This is a genomic window from Trichormus variabilis 0441, from assembly GCF_009856605.1.
Taxonomy (GTDB): Bacteria; Cyanobacteriota; Cyanobacteriia; order Cyanobacteriales; family Nostocaceae; genus Trichormus; species Trichormus variabilis.
Genome location: NZ_CP047242.1, coordinates 1,189,557 through 1,206,114 on the forward strand (window position 1 = coordinate 1,189,557; position 16,558 = coordinate 1,206,114).

Here is a 16,558-nt window from a genome sequence, read left to right on the forward strand (position 1 = left end):
AAAAGTAAGAGTTTGATAGACGCTAGAGGACACCAAAAAATAAATGATCCGAAATTGATAGTTTGGTAGGGTGCGTCAGTATGAATAATATTTGAGTATAGTTAGGTTCTATCTCACTGACGCACCCTACATTGTGGATAATTTTTGATAGCCTATCAAACTCCTACTTTTTCCTGTTTGATTGCACTCAGATATTCTGCTAAGGCTTCTGAGCCACCAATTAATACACCATCAATAAATACTTGCGGAACAGTTGTTGCACCTGTGACAGCACGCAGAGAACGAGTTGTAATTCCTTTACCCAAGGTAATTTCTTCGTACTCTATACCATTTTCTTGTAGCGCGGCTTTGGCACGAGCGCAGAAAGGACAACCAACTTTAGTAAACAAGGAAACTAATTTTGGCTTGGCTGCTTGAGGATTAATGTATTTGAGCATTGTTTGAGCATCAGACACCTCAAATGGATCACCTGGTACATCTGGCTCAATGAACATCTTTTCAATTACGCCATCTTTCACCAGCATGGAATAGCGCCATGAACGTTTGCCAAACCCCAAATCCGCCTTATCTACTAACATTCCCATCCCTTCGGTAAATTCCCCATTACCATCAGGAATCAGAGTGATATTTTCTGCTTCTTGGGTTTTTGCCCATTCGTTCATCACAAAAGCATCATTTACTGAAATACAAACGATTTCATCAACACCATTCTCTTTAAACACTTTAGCCAACTCGTTGTAACCGGGTAGGTGAGTAGATGAACAAGTAGGCGTGAATGCACCAGGTAAAGAGAAGACGGCGACTGTTTTACCTGCGAATAAATCATCAGTTGTTACATTCACCCATTCGTTATTTTGACGAGTCCGAAAGGTGACTTGAGGAACTCTTTGACCTTCTCGATTGGAAAACATATATTTAACCCCTGCTGACAAAATTTTACTTTTGATTGTCTCCTCTCTTAAGCGTAGTCATTATGACTATATTTGTCAACAAGGAAAATTTTTGTAGTTACACCATGATATTTATAGTTATTGGTGTAACGCACACCTGCAAACCTCTTCCTGATGGGAGCAACGAGTCTATAATATCCACAAACTAAGACTTTTACAGAGTTTCAACTAGCCTTGCGCTCTTTCAAAACCTGATCTAGTAATTGCCTAGCGGGTTGTGCTTTAGTCAAAGCTGCTTGGTGGTCACTATAAGCGCGCACCAAGCGAGCTAGACCACTTACACCAGTCTTAAGCTGCTCCAGTTCTTCACCGGACACCAGTTCGCCATCAAGCATCCGCCCGATCAAAGGTTTAATATCTCCCACTTCCTGACGAACTTTTTGCAGCTTTTCTACAGAACTCAGTAGGGATTTTAAGGAGTTCAAAATATTATCAATATCTTGGGGATCATCCACAGCTTCAGGCAAATTTTCCACCTCTGACACTGTCGTTAATTCCTCTACAGCTTCACTTTTAACCCCATTTGGCTTTATCATTAACGCTTCCTCAATAATTTGTTTTAGTCTAGCTTGAAAGTGCTATGCAGGGGGTGGAGAACAAAAACACTAACCCCTAGTCTCTGGTTTATTTTTTATTTTTGAATTTTGAATTGTTACTATGCAAGGTTTTATTAATTTAGACAAACCATTTGGGTGGACTTCCCACGACTGTGTAGCACGGTTAAGAAAAATGTTACGCCTCAAACGAGTGGGACACGCAGGAACATTAGATCCAGCAGCTACTGGGGTGTTACCTATCGCAGTTGGCAAAGCTACAAGGTTATTACAATATCTGCCCAGTGACAAAGCTTATAAAGCTACAGTCCGTTTTGGTGTGCAGACGACAACAGACGATTTGCAAGGTGAAATTATTAGTTCTCAACCTTGTGGGGGATTGAGTTTATCTGAAGTAAAAACTTCGCTTTCCCAATTTATCGGTAAGATTGAACAAATACCACCCATTTACAGTGCAATTCAAGTAGAAGGGAAACGCTTATATGATTTGGCGCGTAAAGGTGAAACAATAGAAGTGCCAGCGCGGACTGTAGAAGTTTTTAGTATAGACGTTTTGGATTGGCGGGAAGGAGATTTTCCCGAATTGGATGTGGCGATCGCCTGTGGTAGTGGTACATATATTAGAGCGATCGCTCGTGATTTAGGTGCAATTTTCCACACAGGTGGAACTCTCGCCGCTTTGATCCGCACTCACAGCAGTGGCTTTAATTTAACAGATAGTCTCACCTTGACGGACTTAGAAACTCAACTGCAAGCTGGGACTTTTGAACCAACCCCCGCCGATGCAGCTTTGCAATATTTACCGTCAGTTACCCTACCTAGCATCTCTGCACAAAAATGGTGTCAGGGACAGCGAATTGAATTAAATTTAGAAACTGTTGGTAAAGTGCGCGTTTATCAAGCAGAAACCAATATTTTCTTGGGTATTGGAGAATTACAAACTGGTGTGTTAATTCCTCAAATGGTGTTTGAACCGATTTCTTAAATAGGACTTACGCATGAAAACGAAAGATCAAGGGTTTGGAGAAGGGTTTAGGGGTTTAGGGGTTTAGGGGTAAATCTTTCTTTTCCTCACACCCTTACACCCTTACACCCCGTCTCAACAGAAAATCTAGGTGCATAAGTCCTATTAAAGTGAGAATGGTGTATTTCAGGAGGTCACTGTGGCTCTTAAACGCTTGATTATCGAAATGGGGATGGGAGTAGATCAGCATGGACAGGAACCGACGGTAGCCGCAGCTAGGGCTGTCCGGAATGCGATCGCTCACAACGCCTTACCGGGTGTGTGGGAAGTCGCTGGTTTAAGTCATCCCAATGAAATGATTGTGGAAGTCCAGGTAGCAGTACCTTATCCAGAAAAAGTTAGAGAAGAAGAAGTGTTAGCGGTTTTACCCTTCGGACGCAAAAGCTTGAAAGTAGAATTTGGGGGTATGGTAGTTCAGGGACGCGCTATTGCTGAACTCAACGACAAAAATGACGAAATGTTAGTAGCGATCGCATCAGTAACAGTTTTGGTAGAAACTAATCAATAGTTTAGAAATTACGCACCCATATTTTCTGTTGAGACCGGGTGTGAGAGTGTAAAGGTGTAAGGGTTTCAAACATTTATACCCCTAAACCCCTAAACCCCTAAACCCTTCTCCTGTTAATAGTTAATATTTATTCCTTACTCCCATGTCACAAGAAGCGATCGAACAAGTTGTTACTGCTTACTTTGCCAATATCACAAGTATGAATCCAGAAGGCTGGATAGATAATTTTGCCGAAGATGCTATTAGTCATGATCCGGTCGGTGAACCACCGGCAAAAGTTCATGAGGGATATCGTCAATTCATCGGACAGTTACAGGCGGTATTTGAAAAACTAGAAGCAACAATCGAGCATATCTTCATTGCTGCTAATGAAGCAGCTGTTAAATGGACGATGGCCGGAATCAGCAAAAGTGGTAAGCCTGTGAAGTTTGCAGGAATTACCATCTTTGAGGTTAACGCTGAAGGAAAGATTCAAACAACCCGTGCTTATTGGAATCCTGCGCAGATGATTGCACAGTTACGCTAAAACAACTAATCACGCGCAGGAATTCAATTACTACCAAATGTGAGCAGGATCAGGAAGGAAAATAATAATTAATCTTTTCTTTATCTTCTCTCCATTCCCCATTAGCAATTACCAATTCGCAAAAAAGCCTCTGGTGATTGTATTAATTTACCAAAGGCTTTTTCTGCAATAGTTCATCATGACGACTCTTGCTCTTCTTCGTAAAACCAAATTTCTGCCAACAGACTCAAGCCCAGCAACCAAATAAAGCAGACAACTGTAATCCAGAGTAGTACTAACATAGCGATCGCCTCCAAACAACAATTTTTTTACCCGCTACTCCTCAGCATTCCAAATTACATTCAGTCCGACTAACTACATACTACACGCTTGGTATCATTGGTAAAGGGTGTAATTGGTTGAGTTTTTTTAATTATTGCTACCTTAATGTTAAATAAATCCCTGAAGAGTTATTTTCACAAATCCTGTTATCTTGAATGTATCACCTTAGATTATTCACATAAGTATAAGTTTTCATTTACTTTACTTACAAATTTATACATCGTAGAGTAAATATAGTTTGGATTATTGGGACTTATATCAAATTTATTTTGATGTTTGTTTATTTAGCTTCCTAAATAAGCAACTTCAGTTAATATTAATCAGGTTTTATTCTTTAGTTGCTCATCCTGACCTAGTAGATCATCTGGTATTAATTACATCTCATTCAATAGCTTTTAGCCCTCATTGCTCCCATGCTGACCCATCACCGCAAGCCCGTGTGCTTATCACTTATATCAACTGACCTACCATTCTGGTCTGTTGTAGAAACTGCTGGAACACTATATCAAAAAGACCTTGATAGGTTCCATTTATTACTGACTACACCGCCGCTTATCACCTGTGAATTAGCAAGTCCTGATACTCAAGAAGAACAACTTGCTTCACGTACTAGTAAAGCTTATGCCCCTGCTAGCCCTAGAGTTTTGTGGTTAGAAATTTCTCCCTATCGAGTAATTATGACCATGCAAGGTAACGATCAAGTGAGTTATCGTCACTTCTGGGAACAGGGCGTTTATGGCGTAAGTCGTTATTGGTTGCCAACCGAGTCGTTACAACCCAGTGATCCCATCCGCTTACGGAACTATACCAATAGCTTGACTCTCAGTGGAAACGAACTACCAGAGCATTTGCGTGTGGAATATGAATTGTGGGCTGAAAAAGTCCAATTAGGGCGCTATATTCTCAATCTAGAAATTCAACATTAATCACACAATACTGAATGATGAGTGCGACTCAACCGAAAGAGCGCCACTCATCACGTCAAATCATGGACTCACGCCATAGGCTGGGGTTCTTTAACTTTCGCTTCTAATGTCGCTGGCTCTACTGATATTAATTCACCGTGGTTTAATGTCCAGCAGTAGTCAGCGATCGCCAACAAATCACCAGCATCATGTGTTACTACTAATAATGTCCAATCTTGTTTAAGTTTGGCTAATAAGTTCACTAGTTGCCGACGCATTGACCAATCTAATCCGGCTGTCGGCTCATCTAGTAATAATAAGTTGGGTTGGCGAATTAATTGTACCGCCAAGGCTAACCGCCGTTGTTGACCCCCACTTAAAGCATAGGGTGCAGCCGAAAGCGATAAATGCTCTAGTCCCACTTCACCTAATGCTTGTCTAACTCGCTCTGTCCCTAATTCAGGATGCCCTATGCGTAATTCTTCTAAAATCGTACCACCGCAAAAGTGCCGTTCGGGAAACTGAAACACCAAACCTGCTAATTGTTGTAGCTGTTCGGCTATGAGTTCTTGTTCTCGCCAGAAAACTCCACCAGATGTTGGTTCGGCTAGTCCAGATAAAATCTCTAATAAAGTACTTTTACCAGAACCGCTTGGGCCAATAATCAAACCCAGCTTTTGGGGTGGTAATTCTAGATTGACAGACTTGAGGATAGCTGTTGGGCAAGCGGTGGGATAGTAAACCAGATTTCGGAGATAGAGCATTTGTTAAGATTACCAAACGTTGGCAAAGAACTCACTAACTAAGATTAACTACAACTAGAAAGGCTGGAAACTTCGCTCAGGATTTATAGATTGTTACTCAATTAAAACCTCAATTTACCAGCAAAGATCATCCTGATGGTTCCATTGTGACAGATTCCCCAAAAGCGGTGATTACAGTAATTTTGGGAACTTGACATGATGACTCAAGTCTAAGTGTGAGGAGTATATTATCTGCTATACACGCAAATCATAACTAAATAATTCAGTATTTTAAGTAACATAGACAACTTTTTCAACCGCAATTATTCTGAGGCTGATTCATGCTCAAAAATTTTCCCTCTCCTCACTCAATAATATTTTCTCAAGTAAATAAGCTAGCTCAGGCAAGTTTTGGGGTGGCGATCGCCTTAACTTTGGCAAGCAATCCATCATGGGCTGGCGATCCCTTCCGCGCAGAGAAACCGCGTAACATTGGCGACAATACAGAACAAGCTTTTAAAGCAGTTTTTCAACGGGGTGATTATCCCACCGCAGAACGTCACCTTAATCAAGCAATCTCCAGTGAAGCCAATGAGCCTCTAGCTTACGCTATGAAAGCATCTTTAGCATACATTAATGGAGATTTGGCAGGGCTGAGTAATTACGGCAAGAAAACCCTGGAAACAGGACAGAAATTAGTTGCAACTGACGAATTACGGGGCAATATTTACACAGCTGTAGGGCATTTTTTAGAAGGAGGGGCAATTATTAGCCGTGAAGGTACACTCAGAGGCGCACCTCAAGCTTTGGGACGGCTAAGACAAGTATATGAACATCTGGATAAAGCAGAAGCGATTTCTCCGCAAGATCCAGAATTGAATTTACTCAAGGGTTATATGGACTTGATGCTGTCTGTGAGTTTACCCTTCGCCAATCCAGATGAGGCGATTAATCGGCTACAAAGAAATGCTGCGCCTCAGTATTTAACTAATCGAGGTATTGCGATCGCCTATCGTGATTTAAAACAGTATCCTCAAGCTCTAGATTATGCTAACCGCGCCATCAAAGAAGCTTCAGATAACCCTGAGTTGTATTATCTCAAAGCGCAAATTCTCCAAGGACAAGGTAGCCAAGAAAAAAGCCAGCAATTAATTCGAGAAGCAATCGCTAATTTTGACAAAGCCTTAACTAAAAGGTCTCAGCTTCCCATTTCATTGGTAAAGCAAATTGAAAGCGAACGCAATAATGCTGTTAATAACCTTAATAGTGCGAGGCGGTAATTGGTAATTGGGGACTGGGGATTGGGGACTGGGGACTGGGGATTGGGGACAAATAAAAGTCTGTTTCATCACCAATTACCGATTACCCATTACCCAGTCCCCATCACTCATCAATTTGTCCTACACGGCGAATATTGAGAATATCGCTCATTTTTTTGATTTGGATGAACACTTGTTCTAGTTGTGGGCGATCGCGTATATCTATACCTAAGTCTATTAATGCTGGTTGATTAACTGCTGTTTTTACCTGGGCGTAACGTACGTTGATCCCTTGGTCACTCAGTCGAGACAAGATATCTTTTAATACTCCCACCCGGTCTAGGGCTTCTATTTGAACATTGACTGGGTAAGTTTGGGGACGACCTCTATTTTCTGCGACTGGGTTCCAACTAACGGGGACTAGGCGATCGCATTCCACTGTCTCTAAATTATGACAGCCTTGGCGATGGATGGAAATTCCCCTACCCCGTGTTACTGCGCCAATAATTGGTTCACCGGGGATTGGTGTACAACAACCAGCGAGGTGATATACCAATCCTTCTACACCCACAATTGGTGAATCTGTTGCACGGGTGATGGGTGTGGGTGCTTTGGCGGTAGATGGTTCTTTGGGCAATAATATGGGCGTATCTACTACCGGCTGTTGGGATTTAACCACTTCTCGCCAGCGATTTAACACCAAGTTGAGTGTGACTTCGCCGTAACCCATACCTGCGAGTAAATCTTCAGCACTGTGATAATTACATTTTTCGGAAACAGTCCGCATTGCATCCGACTTTAAAAGACTATCTAAGCCAGTTTTCCCCAATTCTTTTTCTAATAATTCTCGACCACGAGCCACATTTTCTTCCCGGCGCGATCGCTTGTACCATTGTTTAATTCGATACTTGGCGGCGGAAGTTCTCACAAAGTTGAGCCAATCTAAGCTGGGATGGCTATTCTTTTGAGTAATAATTTCTACAATATCGCCATTGCTTAGTCTAGTTGATAAAGGAACCATGCGTCCGTTAACTCGCGCCCCGGCACAGTGATTACCAACTTCTGTATGAATATGATAGGCAAAATCTATAGTTGTAGCCCCAGGACTTAAAGGAATTACATCGCCTTTGGGCGTGAAGACATAAACATCATCTTCAAATAAGTTATCTTTAACGCTATCGAGATATTCTTGTGCGTCTTTGAGGTCACTTTGCCATTCCAACAATTGACGCAACCAAGTAAACTTTTCATCTGATGTTGTTATCAGGCTGTTAGAACCACCAGTTTCTTTATACTTCCAATGGGCGGCGATCCCGTATTCGGCGATGCGGTGCATTTCCATTGTCCGAATCTGCACTTCCAAAGGACGACCAGTTAAACCGATAACCCCTGTGTGCAGAGATTGATAACGGTTGGGTTTGGGTAAGCCGATATAATCTTTAAATCTGCCGGGGATCGGGCGAAAAGCGTCATGTACTACAGCTAAAGCCCGGTAACATTCCTCATTGGTTTCGACAATAATCCGCAGTGCTGCTAGATCATAAATTTCATTAAATTCTTTTTGCTGTCGGTGCATCTTTTGGTAAATACTGTAAAGATGCTTAGGGCGACCACTGATATCTAGACAGCGAATTCCTGCTTGCTGGAGGCGATCGCGTAAAATTGCTGTAGCTTTGGCTAATTTCTCTTCCCGTGCGTCCCGCTTTTCGGAAACATACTTTTGCATTTGCCGAAAAGCTTCCGGCTCTAAATTCTTAAAGGCTAAATCTTCTAATTCCCACTTAATTCGCCAGATCCCCAAGCGATTGGCTAAAGGTGCAAAGATATCTCGTGTTTCTTGGGCTGAACGTCGACGGCTATCTTCTGACATATATTGCAGAGTTCGCATATTATGCAAACGGTCTGCTAACTTCACCACAATTACCCGAATATCTTGCGCCATCGCCAAAAACATCCGCCGGAAGTTTTCCGCTTGACTTTCGGTTTTGCTTTTAAAATTGATTTTAGAAAGCTTGGTGACACCTTCCACCAACTGCTTGACTTCCGGGCCGAAACGCTCTTCTATTTCCTCAATTGTGACATCTGTATCTTCGACTACATCATGAAGAAATCCAGCTGCTATCATAGCAGGACTACCCCCTAAGTCCCGCAGCAGCCCGGCTACAGCGATGGGGTGACTAATATATAGTTCTCCAGATTTGCGATATTGTCCGTGATGCAGTTGGTAAGCAAAATCAAATGCCCGACAGATTAACGTGTTATCACTACACATTCGGTCATTTTCTGCCTTGCTGCCATATGTTGATGAATCCCGCAAACATTGCTTCAGCCATTCTGGAAGGCTAAGGTCGGTTGGGGAACTAATAGCGATGCTGCTCATACAATAGAAGAGGTGATCGGTGGATAGTTGAGAGGTTGACGCAATTAACAGCACTTTTGTTGGTCATGCTGTTACCCTGGTGAGGGCAGTAAACGCTGTGTGAGATACCCTATGAGACTATAGTAATGGTCTATTTCGGGTTGGAAAAAACATAAATGGGAAAAAATATATATTGCAAACGCAGCCTCAATACAATACTTGAGGCTGGTGATGCTGATAATAGCCTGATTAGATTTATTGTATAAATAATTTTCTTGACATTAATACTATCGTAAATAGCACTAGATGTCTTTAAATCTTGAAAAATATCAGAGCCTAGTAACATTACTACTGGAGTTCCGTCAGGGAATCAACACGAATCAAATCGTCGTCACAGAAGCACGCCAACGCCTAGCTGGTTTAAAGCAACTCTTTGGGGAGGAAATCGCACCTTTAGCTGAGGAGGATGCACGTATACAGCCCTACAAGACAGAAATTAGCAAACAACTGCGTCTATTAGAGGTAGATGTGATGTTTTTACAAGGAGCGCGACAACCATCTACAGCCAAAACAAGATTAGAGACGATAAGCGATCGCCTCCATACTCTAATTCAATATTGCCACGCCATACTGCAACAAACGCCACCAAACGAAAAAGAGTTATAAGTTACACATATTTGGGGTTTGAGAATACTGAGACTAAGGGTAACTTACGCAGGTCTGGTTAACGTTGCAAAAGGTGAGAATCCTAAACAGTTATAAGCTTACCAGAATAAATTATATTCATTATCTCGGCTTGGCAAGTTTAGAATATATAGTGTCATACACAAGAAACCAATGACCTAAACTCTTAACTTGCCACCAAAATTAGAACAGTATCCCGTACAGCAAGCCCAAGCCTAAAATAATCTCCAATTATGGCACTTATGGCACAATTACAGCTTCAAGAAATACTTAATCAAATTAATCAGATGGATGTAGAGGAGCTACAGCAGTTAAATCAAGCTATTCAGAAATGTTTGGTTATAAAAAAAGAAACCACTAATCAAACAGCATTTCATCAAGCATTATTAAATTCTGGCTTAGTGAAACAAATCAAACGTCATTCGTGTTTTACGCCAACTCAACAGCAACTGATTCAGGTAGAGGGAAAACCTATTTCTGAAACAATTGTTGAGGAACGCCGCTAGATGGCGATTTATTTTATAGACAGTAGTGCATTAGTCAAGCGTTACGTTAATGAGATTGGTTCATCATGGGTATTAGGTTTGTTTGAACCTGCTTTGAGTAACGAAGTTTTTATTGCAGCAATCACAGGTGTCGAGATTGTCGCCGCAGTTACAAGACGATCTCGTGGCGGAAGCATAAGTTTTGTAGATGCAAAATTAGTATGTAATCAGTTTCGCAAAGATTTGCAAACCGAGTATCAAGTTGTCGAAATTACTGAAAATGTAATTATTTCTGCTATGTCCTTGGCTGAAACCTATGGTTTACGTGGTTATGATGCTACTCAGCTCGCAACTGGACTGGCCGTGAATGCACTAGGAATTGCTAACGGTTTGTCTTCTGTCACTTTTATCTCAGCAGATAATGAGTTGAATCTAGCAGCCTCTAGTGAAGGATTAGTTATTGAAAATCCCAACACTCATCTTTAAGGTGAAGTCACCTAGATTTAGAATTTTGATTGCCTCGAACAGCTATTTAAAGAATTTGATACACTAGCTTAAATTTGAAATTATAGAAGCTGGTAGCCCTGGGCTGATAACTAAATTTATGAATAAAGAATTATTTTGTATAGAAAATCTGCGTGTCGCCTATCCACAGCGTAGTGGAGAAGAACTACAGTGGGCGATTGATGATGTATCTTTTACCTTGCAACCAGGGGAAAGAATGGGGTTGGTAGGTGAATCTGGTTGTGGTAAATCGACCTTGGGAAGGGCGGCGATGCGTTTGTTACCACCTTCTAGTCTGGTGGAAGGGCGGGTGACTTTTCAAGGAAAGTCGGTATTTGATTTAACACCCAATGAATTGCGGAAATTTCGGGGGGAAGCTGTAGCTTTAATTTTCCAAGACCCGATGACGCGCCTTGATCCTTTGATGACGATTGGGAATCACTGTATCGAAACTTTGCAAGCCCACGCACCGGAATTATCAGCCAAAGAAGCAAAGGAAAAGGCGCTGGCGACTTTGGAAAAGGTGAAGATTCCGGCTAGTCGTTGGGGACAGTACCCCCATGAGTTTAGCGGAGGAATGCGCCAAAGGGTAGCGATCGCTCTCGCCCTCCTCCTCAACCCCAAGTTAATTGTCGCTGATGAACCCACGACTAGCTTAGATGTCACTGTCTCGGCTCAGATATTACAAGAGTTAACCCGCCTATGCAGTGAAGAAAACATGGCGCTGTTACTGATTTCTCACGATTTAGCAATGGTAGCTGAGTATTGTAGCCGCATCGGTGTAATGTATAACGGCAAAATGGTGGAAATGGGTACAACTGAATCTGTATTTAAAAACCCCCAACATGAATATACGCGATCGCTCCTCAAAGCCGCTCTGCATATTCAAGCAGTAGATGAAGGTAGTAGCGAAGCCTCCCAGTCCCCAATCCCTAGTCCCCAATCGCCAATCCTACGAATTACAGAACTAAAGCAGTATTACACGATAGAGCCTAACTTTGTAGAACGACTATTTAAGGCGGAAAGCCAAACTATTAAAGCTGTAGATGGGATTAACTTGGAATTATATCCAGGGGAAATTTTAGGGTTAGTGGGTGAGTCTGGATGCGGTAAGAGTACGCTTTCGCGGACGATATTACAGTTAATTCGTCCCACCTCAGGCAAAGTAGAGTTTTTAGGCCAAGATTTAACCAAGTTATCGCGTCAAGAAATCCGCGCTTGTCGGCGACAAATTCAAATGGTGTTTCAAGACCCCCATGCTTGTCTGAATCCAGCCATGACGGTGGGAGAAAGTATTGCTGACCCTTTATTAATCCATCACCTAGCTGATGCGGCTAAGGCGAAAGAACAAGTGTTGTGGATGTTGCAAAAAGTCGGCTTAACGCCACCAGAAGTTTATTATCAGCGCTACCCCTCCGATTTATCTGGGGGACAACAGCAACGGGTGGCGATCGCTCGTGCGTTGATTACTCGTCCTAAAATGTTAATCTGCGATGAACCTGTGAGTATGTTAGATGCTAGTGTGCAATCGCAAGTGCTGGATTTGATGTTGCAACTCAAGGAAGAATTTGAGTTAACTTATTTGTTTATCACCCATGACTTGTGGTTAGCAAGATTTTTGTGCGATCGCATTGCTGTCATGCACGGCGGTAAAATTGTCGAACTTGGGGAAACAAAGCAGATTTTTGCTCATCCCCAGCATCCATACACCCAAACTCTCTTAGCGGCTGCACCCTTACTTGCAAGAGCGTAGTCATACCGTTTCTTCATGAAGATGTGCTTTATTCTGGACTGTAGAGACGCGACTCATCGCGTCTTCACTAATGATGTGTTGCTGGGAAATCAGTTAGCCATAGATAGTCACAGCTATTGTTGATTCACCGTTTTTGGTTCTACAAAAGCTTCTCGACCTGTAATCAATCTGGAGCGACGATTACGAGTGATATAATTCCACGCCCACTGAAATACTACTAGTAGTTTAGTGTCAAACTCGATTAAGAAGTAGATGTGAATTAATAGCCAGAATACCCAAGCAATAAAACCTTGCAGCTTAATTAAGCCCAAATCTACGACAGCTAGGTTTTGCCCAATCATTGCCAAACTGCCCACATCATTATAACGAAATTCTGGCAAAGTTTGACCTTTTAGGCGTTTTTTAATGAGTTTGGCTACATACTCTCCTTGTTGTGTAGCTACGGGTGCAACACCGGGTAAGGGTTTACCATTTTGATGGGAGAAGTTGCCTAAATCTCCCACAACAAAAATGTTTTTGTAACCTCTAACAGTTAAGTCTGGTTCTACAATTACACGTCCGGCGTGGTCACATTCTACACCTGTGCGTTCTGCTAGGACTTCTCCCATTGGGGAAGCTTTTACACCTGCTGCCCATAATATAGTTTTTGAGGGAATTTCTTTAACTTCATCGCCATTTTTGAAAGTAACGATGTCATTTTCAATATTGGTCACCCGCGTTTTAGTTTGGATAATTGCACCCAACTTTTGCAAAGATTCTGCTGCTACTTGGGATAACTCTGGCGCAATGTGGGGAAGGATGCGATCGCCCCCTTGCAGTAGTAAAATTTTTGTTTCTGAGGTGTCGATGCTGCGAAAATCTTCTTTGAGGGTTTTGTATGCTAATTCGGCGATCGCACCCGCTAATTCTACACCAGTCGGGCCGCCCCCTACAATCACGAAAGTCAGCCAAGCACGGCGCTTTTCGGGGTCTGTTTCTTTTTCTGCTGCTTCAAATGCGCCAAATATCCGGCGACGCATTTCTATCGCGTCTTCCACGGTTTTCAAACCGGGTGCAAGGTCTTTCCAGTGGTCTTTCCCAAAATAAGAATGGTTAGCACCTGTGGCGACGATCAATGTATCATATGGTACTACTTTATCATCCAAGATAACGTGTTGTGCTTTGGGATTAATATCCTTTACTTCTCCCAGCAACACTTGTGTATTCTTACTTTTACTGAATACAGCTCGTAATGGTGAGGAAATGTCGCCAGGTGATAGGGTACCTGTAGCAACTTGATATAAAAGTGGCTGAAATAAGTGAAAGTTACGTTTATCGATAAGAGTAACACTTACATTTGCTTTCGCAAGAGTCTTTGCTGTATAAAGTCCACCAAAGCCACCACCAACAATTACAACCTGATGTGGTGCCTTTTTTTCATGTAAATCTACCATAAAACATAATCCTGTGTTAAGAGCGTTGTAACTTTTCTTAACAAAGATGTAGCAGAATTATGCTTAAGGTTGCCGTTTATTCAGAACAATTGAAAAAATCATGAAAGTAGCGAAAGTTATCTTTAGAACTTACCCATGAAAACGAAAAATCAAGAACTTGAACAAACCCTAAATCCTGTCTTTCTCCCCCAAATGGGTGATTTAATTCTCTAAACCATTGACTACATTTGTAGCACTAATGTAGTATAGATTCTCCAAGCTAACGCTCGCGCTCTTGGACAGTGTGCATCATGGCTAAATTTAAAGATATTGTCAATTACTTTCGTGACGACTGGAAACTGAGTGCCTTCACTATTGCAGCGTCTAGTGTGTACGAAATTGTGGATTTACTTGTTCCTTATGCAATTGGGCAAATTTTGAATGTTTTGTCCAATCAACCTTTGGATAAACCCTTAGAAGGTGCGATCGCCACTCTATCACAATTAACTAATTACCCAGTTAGCAAACCTCTATCTTTGGGCGTATTAATGGGTTTAATTTTTCTGGTTACCGTAGTGAGAGCGCCGACTCAACCTTGGTTAACCAGTTGGTTTCACTGGGATATAGCCTTAAGGTCACGTCGGAATAAAACTCAATCAGCGATTGAGAAAATTCTCACACTTCCCTTAGAATTTTATGATGTCAATAATCCCGGACGCATTGCCGGAAGAGTAGCTAGAGGTATTTCTAATCACACTTGGACATATCCAGAAATAGCTGGACAGTTAATTCCCAAACTGTTTCGTGTCTTAGGAATTTTTGTATTTATCATATTGATTGAATGGCGAATTGCCATTTTATATCTGATTTCCTTCGTCATTATTCTCGGCTTTAGTTTGAAACAGTTACAGAGAATAATTTGGCACGAAAGTCTTCTAGATAAATACGCAGAAAACACAGAAAGCCGCACATCTGAACTAATCACCAATATCAAAACGGTGAAAGCTTTTGCTACAGAATCGAAAGAACTAAAACGACAAAAACAGCGTTTAGATCGTGAGTTAAAAGTAGTAGATTATCGTATCCACAAAGGCTATGTTAACCTGCTGACTTGGCAAAAAACCGTGATTCAGTTTTGTGTATTTAGCATCTTGGGTTTAACATTAGCCGCAACAGTAAGTGGTAGGGTTTCCCTTGGTCATTTCGTCATGACTTTAACCCTATCTAGTATGGCGTATTCTGAGTTAGAACCGATTAGCACATTAGCAGAAGTGTTTGCTCGTCGCTATTCCTCCATGCTGCGGTTTCACGAGTTTCTGCAAGAGCCGACTGGATACGATGCAGCTAGTCTTTTGGAAAAAGACGACACATCCTCACCCTACAAATTCACTGGCAAAGTTGAATTCTCTCGTATCAGTTTTGGTTATGATGCTAGCCGGAAAGTGTTACAAGATATCAACTTATTAATTGAACCATACCAAACAGTGGCATTAGTGGGGCGCTCCGGTTCTGGTAAGTCTACCTTGGTGAAACTACTTTTGCGCTATTTTGAACCCCAGGATGGGCAAATTTTGATTGATGGTCAAGATATTCGCACCTTGAATGTTGGTAAGTATAGACGCAGACTGGCGATCGTTCACCAAGAAGTAGACGTTTTCAACGGTACTGTTTTAGATAACCTCACCTACGGTAGACCTGAGGCTACTTTTGAGCAGGTGAAAGAAGCTTGTAGAATTGCCAGAGTTGACGAAGTAATGCAGCAATTACCCCAAGGTTATTACACTGTTGTCGGGGAACGTGGGGTGAGGTTATCTGGTGGACAAAGACAACGTTTGGGGATTGCTAGAGCCTTGCTAGTAGAACCCGATGTGCTGATTTTTGACGAAGCCACCTCTAGCCTAGATTATGAGTCTGAACGTGCAATTCAATTGGCGATGCGATCGATTCAGGGTACTTGCACTACAATCGTCATTGCTCACCGTCTCAGTACAGTCCGCGAAGCAGATAAGATAGTAGTTCTAGACCAAGGAAAGATTGTCGAAGTTGGTAACCACGATGAACTTTTGCGTCAAGAAGGGATTTACCGCCGCTTGCACTCCCTCCAAGAAACTGGGGAACTCCTAGATTAGATGGGTACCGGTTTGTAGTGTTAAGCTATTACGCCTTTAAATTACTTAGTCGTTCTTGCTGGGGCGAAGTACAAGCTTCGTCCCAAGTTTTCTCCCTTGCCCCCTGCTCCCTGCCCCTTTTCCTCTTTTGACCACAAACCCTTATTTCTTCTATTCCAAAAAAATTTTGCTTACCCACTTGCCATTTCTAAAATACGCTGCTATTATTGTAAATCGTGGGACATACGGGTCGGTGTCCGAGTGGTTAATGGAGACGGACTGTAAATCCGTTGGTTTACACCTACGCTGGTTCAAATCCAGCCCGGCCCACCTTCAATTTTAGATTTTGAATTATAACCTAGTTCAAAATCTAAGATTTAAATAACTTCCGCCCGTGTGGCTCAGTGGTAGAGCACACCCTTGGTAAGGGTGAGGTCACGAGTTCAATCCTCGTCACGGGCTT

15 protein-coding genes and 2 tRNA genes are annotated in these 16,558 nt (G+C 42.0%); 12 read left to right on the top strand and 5 right to left on the bottom strand.

Features of this window, described 5'->3' with window-relative positions; all coding sequences use genetic code 11:
* Positions 1–155: 155 nt before the first annotated feature.
* The gene (locus GSQ19_RS04665) at positions 156–911 is read right to left on the bottom strand and encodes a glutathione peroxidase (RefSeq protein ID WP_011321631.1); all 756 of its coding nucleotides are present in this window, start codon (positions 909–911) and stop codon (positions 156–158) included.
* A 203-nt stretch (positions 912–1,114) separates the two neighbouring features.
* Positions 1,115–1,486 carry a hypothetical protein gene (locus tag GSQ19_RS04670; RefSeq protein WP_011321632.1) on the bottom strand — a complete coding sequence of 124 codons (372 nt, stop codon included), beginning with the start codon at positions 1,484–1,486 and terminating at the stop codon, positions 1,115–1,117.
* Between the two features lie 121 nt (positions 1,487–1,607).
* On the opposite strand from GSQ19_RS04670, the gene truB reads away from it, so the two are divergent.
* The 4 genes from truB to GSQ19_RS04690 all read left to right on the top strand — a co-directional run bounded on the left by truB (position 1,608) and on the right by GSQ19_RS04690 (position 4,809).
* Positions 1,608–2,489, top strand: coding sequence for a tRNA pseudouridine(55) synthase TruB (truB, locus tag GSQ19_RS04675; RefSeq protein WP_011321633.1), 882 nt, complete (start codon positions 1,608–1,610; stop codon positions 2,487–2,489).
* 178 nt (positions 2,490–2,667) lie between these two features.
* Complete coding sequence (locus tag GSQ19_RS04680; protein WP_011321634.1) at positions 2,668–3,036, top strand: Lin0512 family protein; 369 nt, start codon at positions 2,668–2,670, stop codon at positions 3,034–3,036.
* 142 nt (positions 3,037–3,178) lie between these two features.
* A complete protein-coding gene (locus GSQ19_RS04685) occupies positions 3,179–3,562 on the top strand; it encodes a nuclear transport factor 2 family protein (RefSeq protein ID WP_011321635.1) in 384 nt (127 codons plus the stop codon).
* A gap of 734 nt (positions 3,563–4,296) precedes the next feature.
* On the top strand, positions 4,297–4,809 hold the full coding sequence (locus GSQ19_RS04690; RefSeq protein WP_011321636.1) for a hypothetical protein: 513 nt from the start codon (positions 4,297–4,299) through the stop codon (positions 4,807–4,809).
* A 68-nt stretch (positions 4,810–4,877) separates the two neighbouring features.
* Here GSQ19_RS04690 and GSQ19_RS04695 read toward each other — a convergent pair whose 3' ends face one another.
* A complete protein-coding gene (locus GSQ19_RS04695; RefSeq protein ID WP_011321637.1) occupies positions 4,878–5,552 on the bottom strand; it encodes an ABC transporter ATP-binding protein in 675 nt (224 codons plus the stop codon).
* A gap of 320 nt (positions 5,553–5,872) precedes the next feature.
* On the opposite strand from GSQ19_RS04695, the gene GSQ19_RS04700 reads away from it, so the two are divergent.
* Positions 5,873–6,811 carry a Sll0314/Alr1548 family TPR repeat-containing protein gene (locus tag GSQ19_RS04700; RefSeq protein WP_011321638.1) on the top strand — a complete coding sequence of 313 codons (939 nt, stop codon included), beginning with the start codon at positions 5,873–5,875 and terminating at the stop codon, positions 6,809–6,811.
* 103 nt (positions 6,812–6,914) lie between these two features.
* Here the strand turns inward: GSQ19_RS04700 and GSQ19_RS04705 are convergent, their stop codons facing one another.
* Positions 6,915–9,170 carry a RelA/SpoT family protein gene (locus GSQ19_RS04705; protein ID WP_011321639.1) on the bottom strand — a complete coding sequence of 752 codons (2,256 nt, stop codon included), beginning with the start codon at positions 9,168–9,170 and terminating at the stop codon, positions 6,915–6,917.
* A 285-nt stretch (positions 9,171–9,455) separates the two neighbouring features.
* Between GSQ19_RS04705 and patD the strand changes: the two genes are divergently transcribed.
* The 4 genes from patD to GSQ19_RS04725 all read left to right on the top strand — a co-directional run bounded on the left by patD (position 9,456) and on the right by GSQ19_RS04725 (position 12,575).
* Complete coding sequence (gene patD / locus GSQ19_RS04710; protein ID WP_011321640.1) at positions 9,456–9,815, top strand: heterocyst frequency control protein PatD; 360 nt, start codon at positions 9,456–9,458, stop codon at positions 9,813–9,815.
* Between the two features lie 260 nt (positions 9,816–10,075).
* Positions 10,076–10,339, top strand: coding sequence for a hypothetical protein (locus tag GSQ19_RS04715; RefSeq protein WP_041457116.1), 264 nt, complete (start codon positions 10,076–10,078; stop codon positions 10,337–10,339).
* Entirely contained in the window at positions 10,340–10,804 is a 465-nt protein-coding gene (locus GSQ19_RS04720; protein ID WP_011321642.1) for a type II toxin-antitoxin system VapC family toxin, read from the top strand.
* A 118-nt stretch (positions 10,805–10,922) separates the two neighbouring features.
* Entirely contained in the window at positions 10,923–12,575 is a 1,653-nt protein-coding gene (locus GSQ19_RS04725; RefSeq protein ID WP_011321643.1) for a dipeptide ABC transporter ATP-binding protein, read from the top strand.
* A gap of 113 nt (positions 12,576–12,688) precedes the next feature.
* Here the strand turns inward: GSQ19_RS04725 and GSQ19_RS04730 are convergent, their stop codons facing one another.
* On the bottom strand, positions 12,689–14,008 hold the full coding sequence (locus GSQ19_RS04730) for an NAD(P)/FAD-dependent oxidoreductase (RefSeq protein WP_011321644.1): 1,320 nt from the start codon (positions 14,006–14,008) through the stop codon (positions 12,689–12,691).
* A 290-nt stretch (positions 14,009–14,298) separates the two neighbouring features.
* On the opposite strand from GSQ19_RS04730, the gene GSQ19_RS04735 reads away from it, so the two are divergent.
* The 3 genes from GSQ19_RS04735 (at position 14,299) to GSQ19_RS04745 (ending at position 16,557) form a co-directional block, all read left to right on the top strand.
* On the top strand, positions 14,299–16,116 hold the full coding sequence (locus tag GSQ19_RS04735; protein WP_011321645.1) for an ABC transporter ATP-binding protein: 1,818 nt from the start codon (positions 14,299–14,301) through the stop codon (positions 16,114–16,116).
* A 226-nt stretch (positions 16,117–16,342) separates the two neighbouring features.
* Positions 16,343–16,425: transfer RNA gene (locus tag GSQ19_RS04740), tRNA-Tyr, on the top strand.
* 60 nt (positions 16,426–16,485) lie between these two features.
* A tRNA-Thr gene (locus tag GSQ19_RS04745) sits at positions 16,486–16,557 on the top strand.
* The last annotated feature ends 1 nt before the right edge of the window (position 16,558 follow it).

Coding starts and splice junctions, on each gene's coding strand:
- GSQ19_RS04730 (WP_011321644.1), bottom strand. CDS start 14,008: ATGGTAGATTTACATGAAAAAAAGGCACCACATCAGGTTGTAATTGTT.
- GSQ19_RS04705 (WP_011321639.1), bottom strand. CDS start 9,170: ATGAGCAGCATCGCTATTAGTTCCCCAACCGACCTTAGCCTTCCAGAA.
- GSQ19_RS04720 (WP_011321642.1), top strand. CDS start 10,340: ATGGCGATTTATTTTATAGACAGTAGTGCATTAGTCAAGCGTTACGTT.
- GSQ19_RS04665 (WP_011321631.1), bottom strand. CDS start 911: ATGTTTTCCAATCGAGAAGGTCAAAGAGTTCCTCAAGTCACCTTTCGG.
- patD (WP_011321640.1), top strand. CDS start 9,456: ATGTCTTTAAATCTTGAAAAATATCAGAGCCTAGTAACATTACTACTG.
- GSQ19_RS04715 (WP_041457116.1), top strand. CDS start 10,076: ATGGCACAATTACAGCTTCAAGAAATACTTAATCAAATTAATCAGATG.
- GSQ19_RS04700 (WP_011321638.1), top strand. CDS start 5,873: ATGCTCAAAAATTTTCCCTCTCCTCACTCAATAATATTTTCTCAAGTA.
- GSQ19_RS04670 (WP_011321632.1), bottom strand. CDS start 1,486: ATGATAAAGCCAAATGGGGTTAAAAGTGAAGCTGTAGAGGAATTAACG.
- truB (WP_011321633.1), top strand. CDS start 1,608: ATGCAAGGTTTTATTAATTTAGACAAACCATTTGGGTGGACTTCCCAC.
- GSQ19_RS04695 (WP_011321637.1), bottom strand. CDS start 5,552: ATGCTCTATCTCCGAAATCTGGTTTACTATCCCACCGCTTGCCCAACA.
- GSQ19_RS04725 (WP_011321643.1), top strand. CDS start 10,923: ATGAATAAAGAATTATTTTGTATAGAAAATCTGCGTGTCGCCTATCCA.
- GSQ19_RS04685 (WP_011321635.1), top strand. CDS start 3,179: ATGTCACAAGAAGCGATCGAACAAGTTGTTACTGCTTACTTTGCCAAT.
- GSQ19_RS04690 (WP_011321636.1), top strand. CDS start 4,297: ATGCTGACCCATCACCGCAAGCCCGTGTGCTTATCACTTATATCAACT.
- GSQ19_RS04735 (WP_011321645.1), top strand. CDS start 14,299: ATGGCTAAATTTAAAGATATTGTCAATTACTTTCGTGACGACTGGAAA.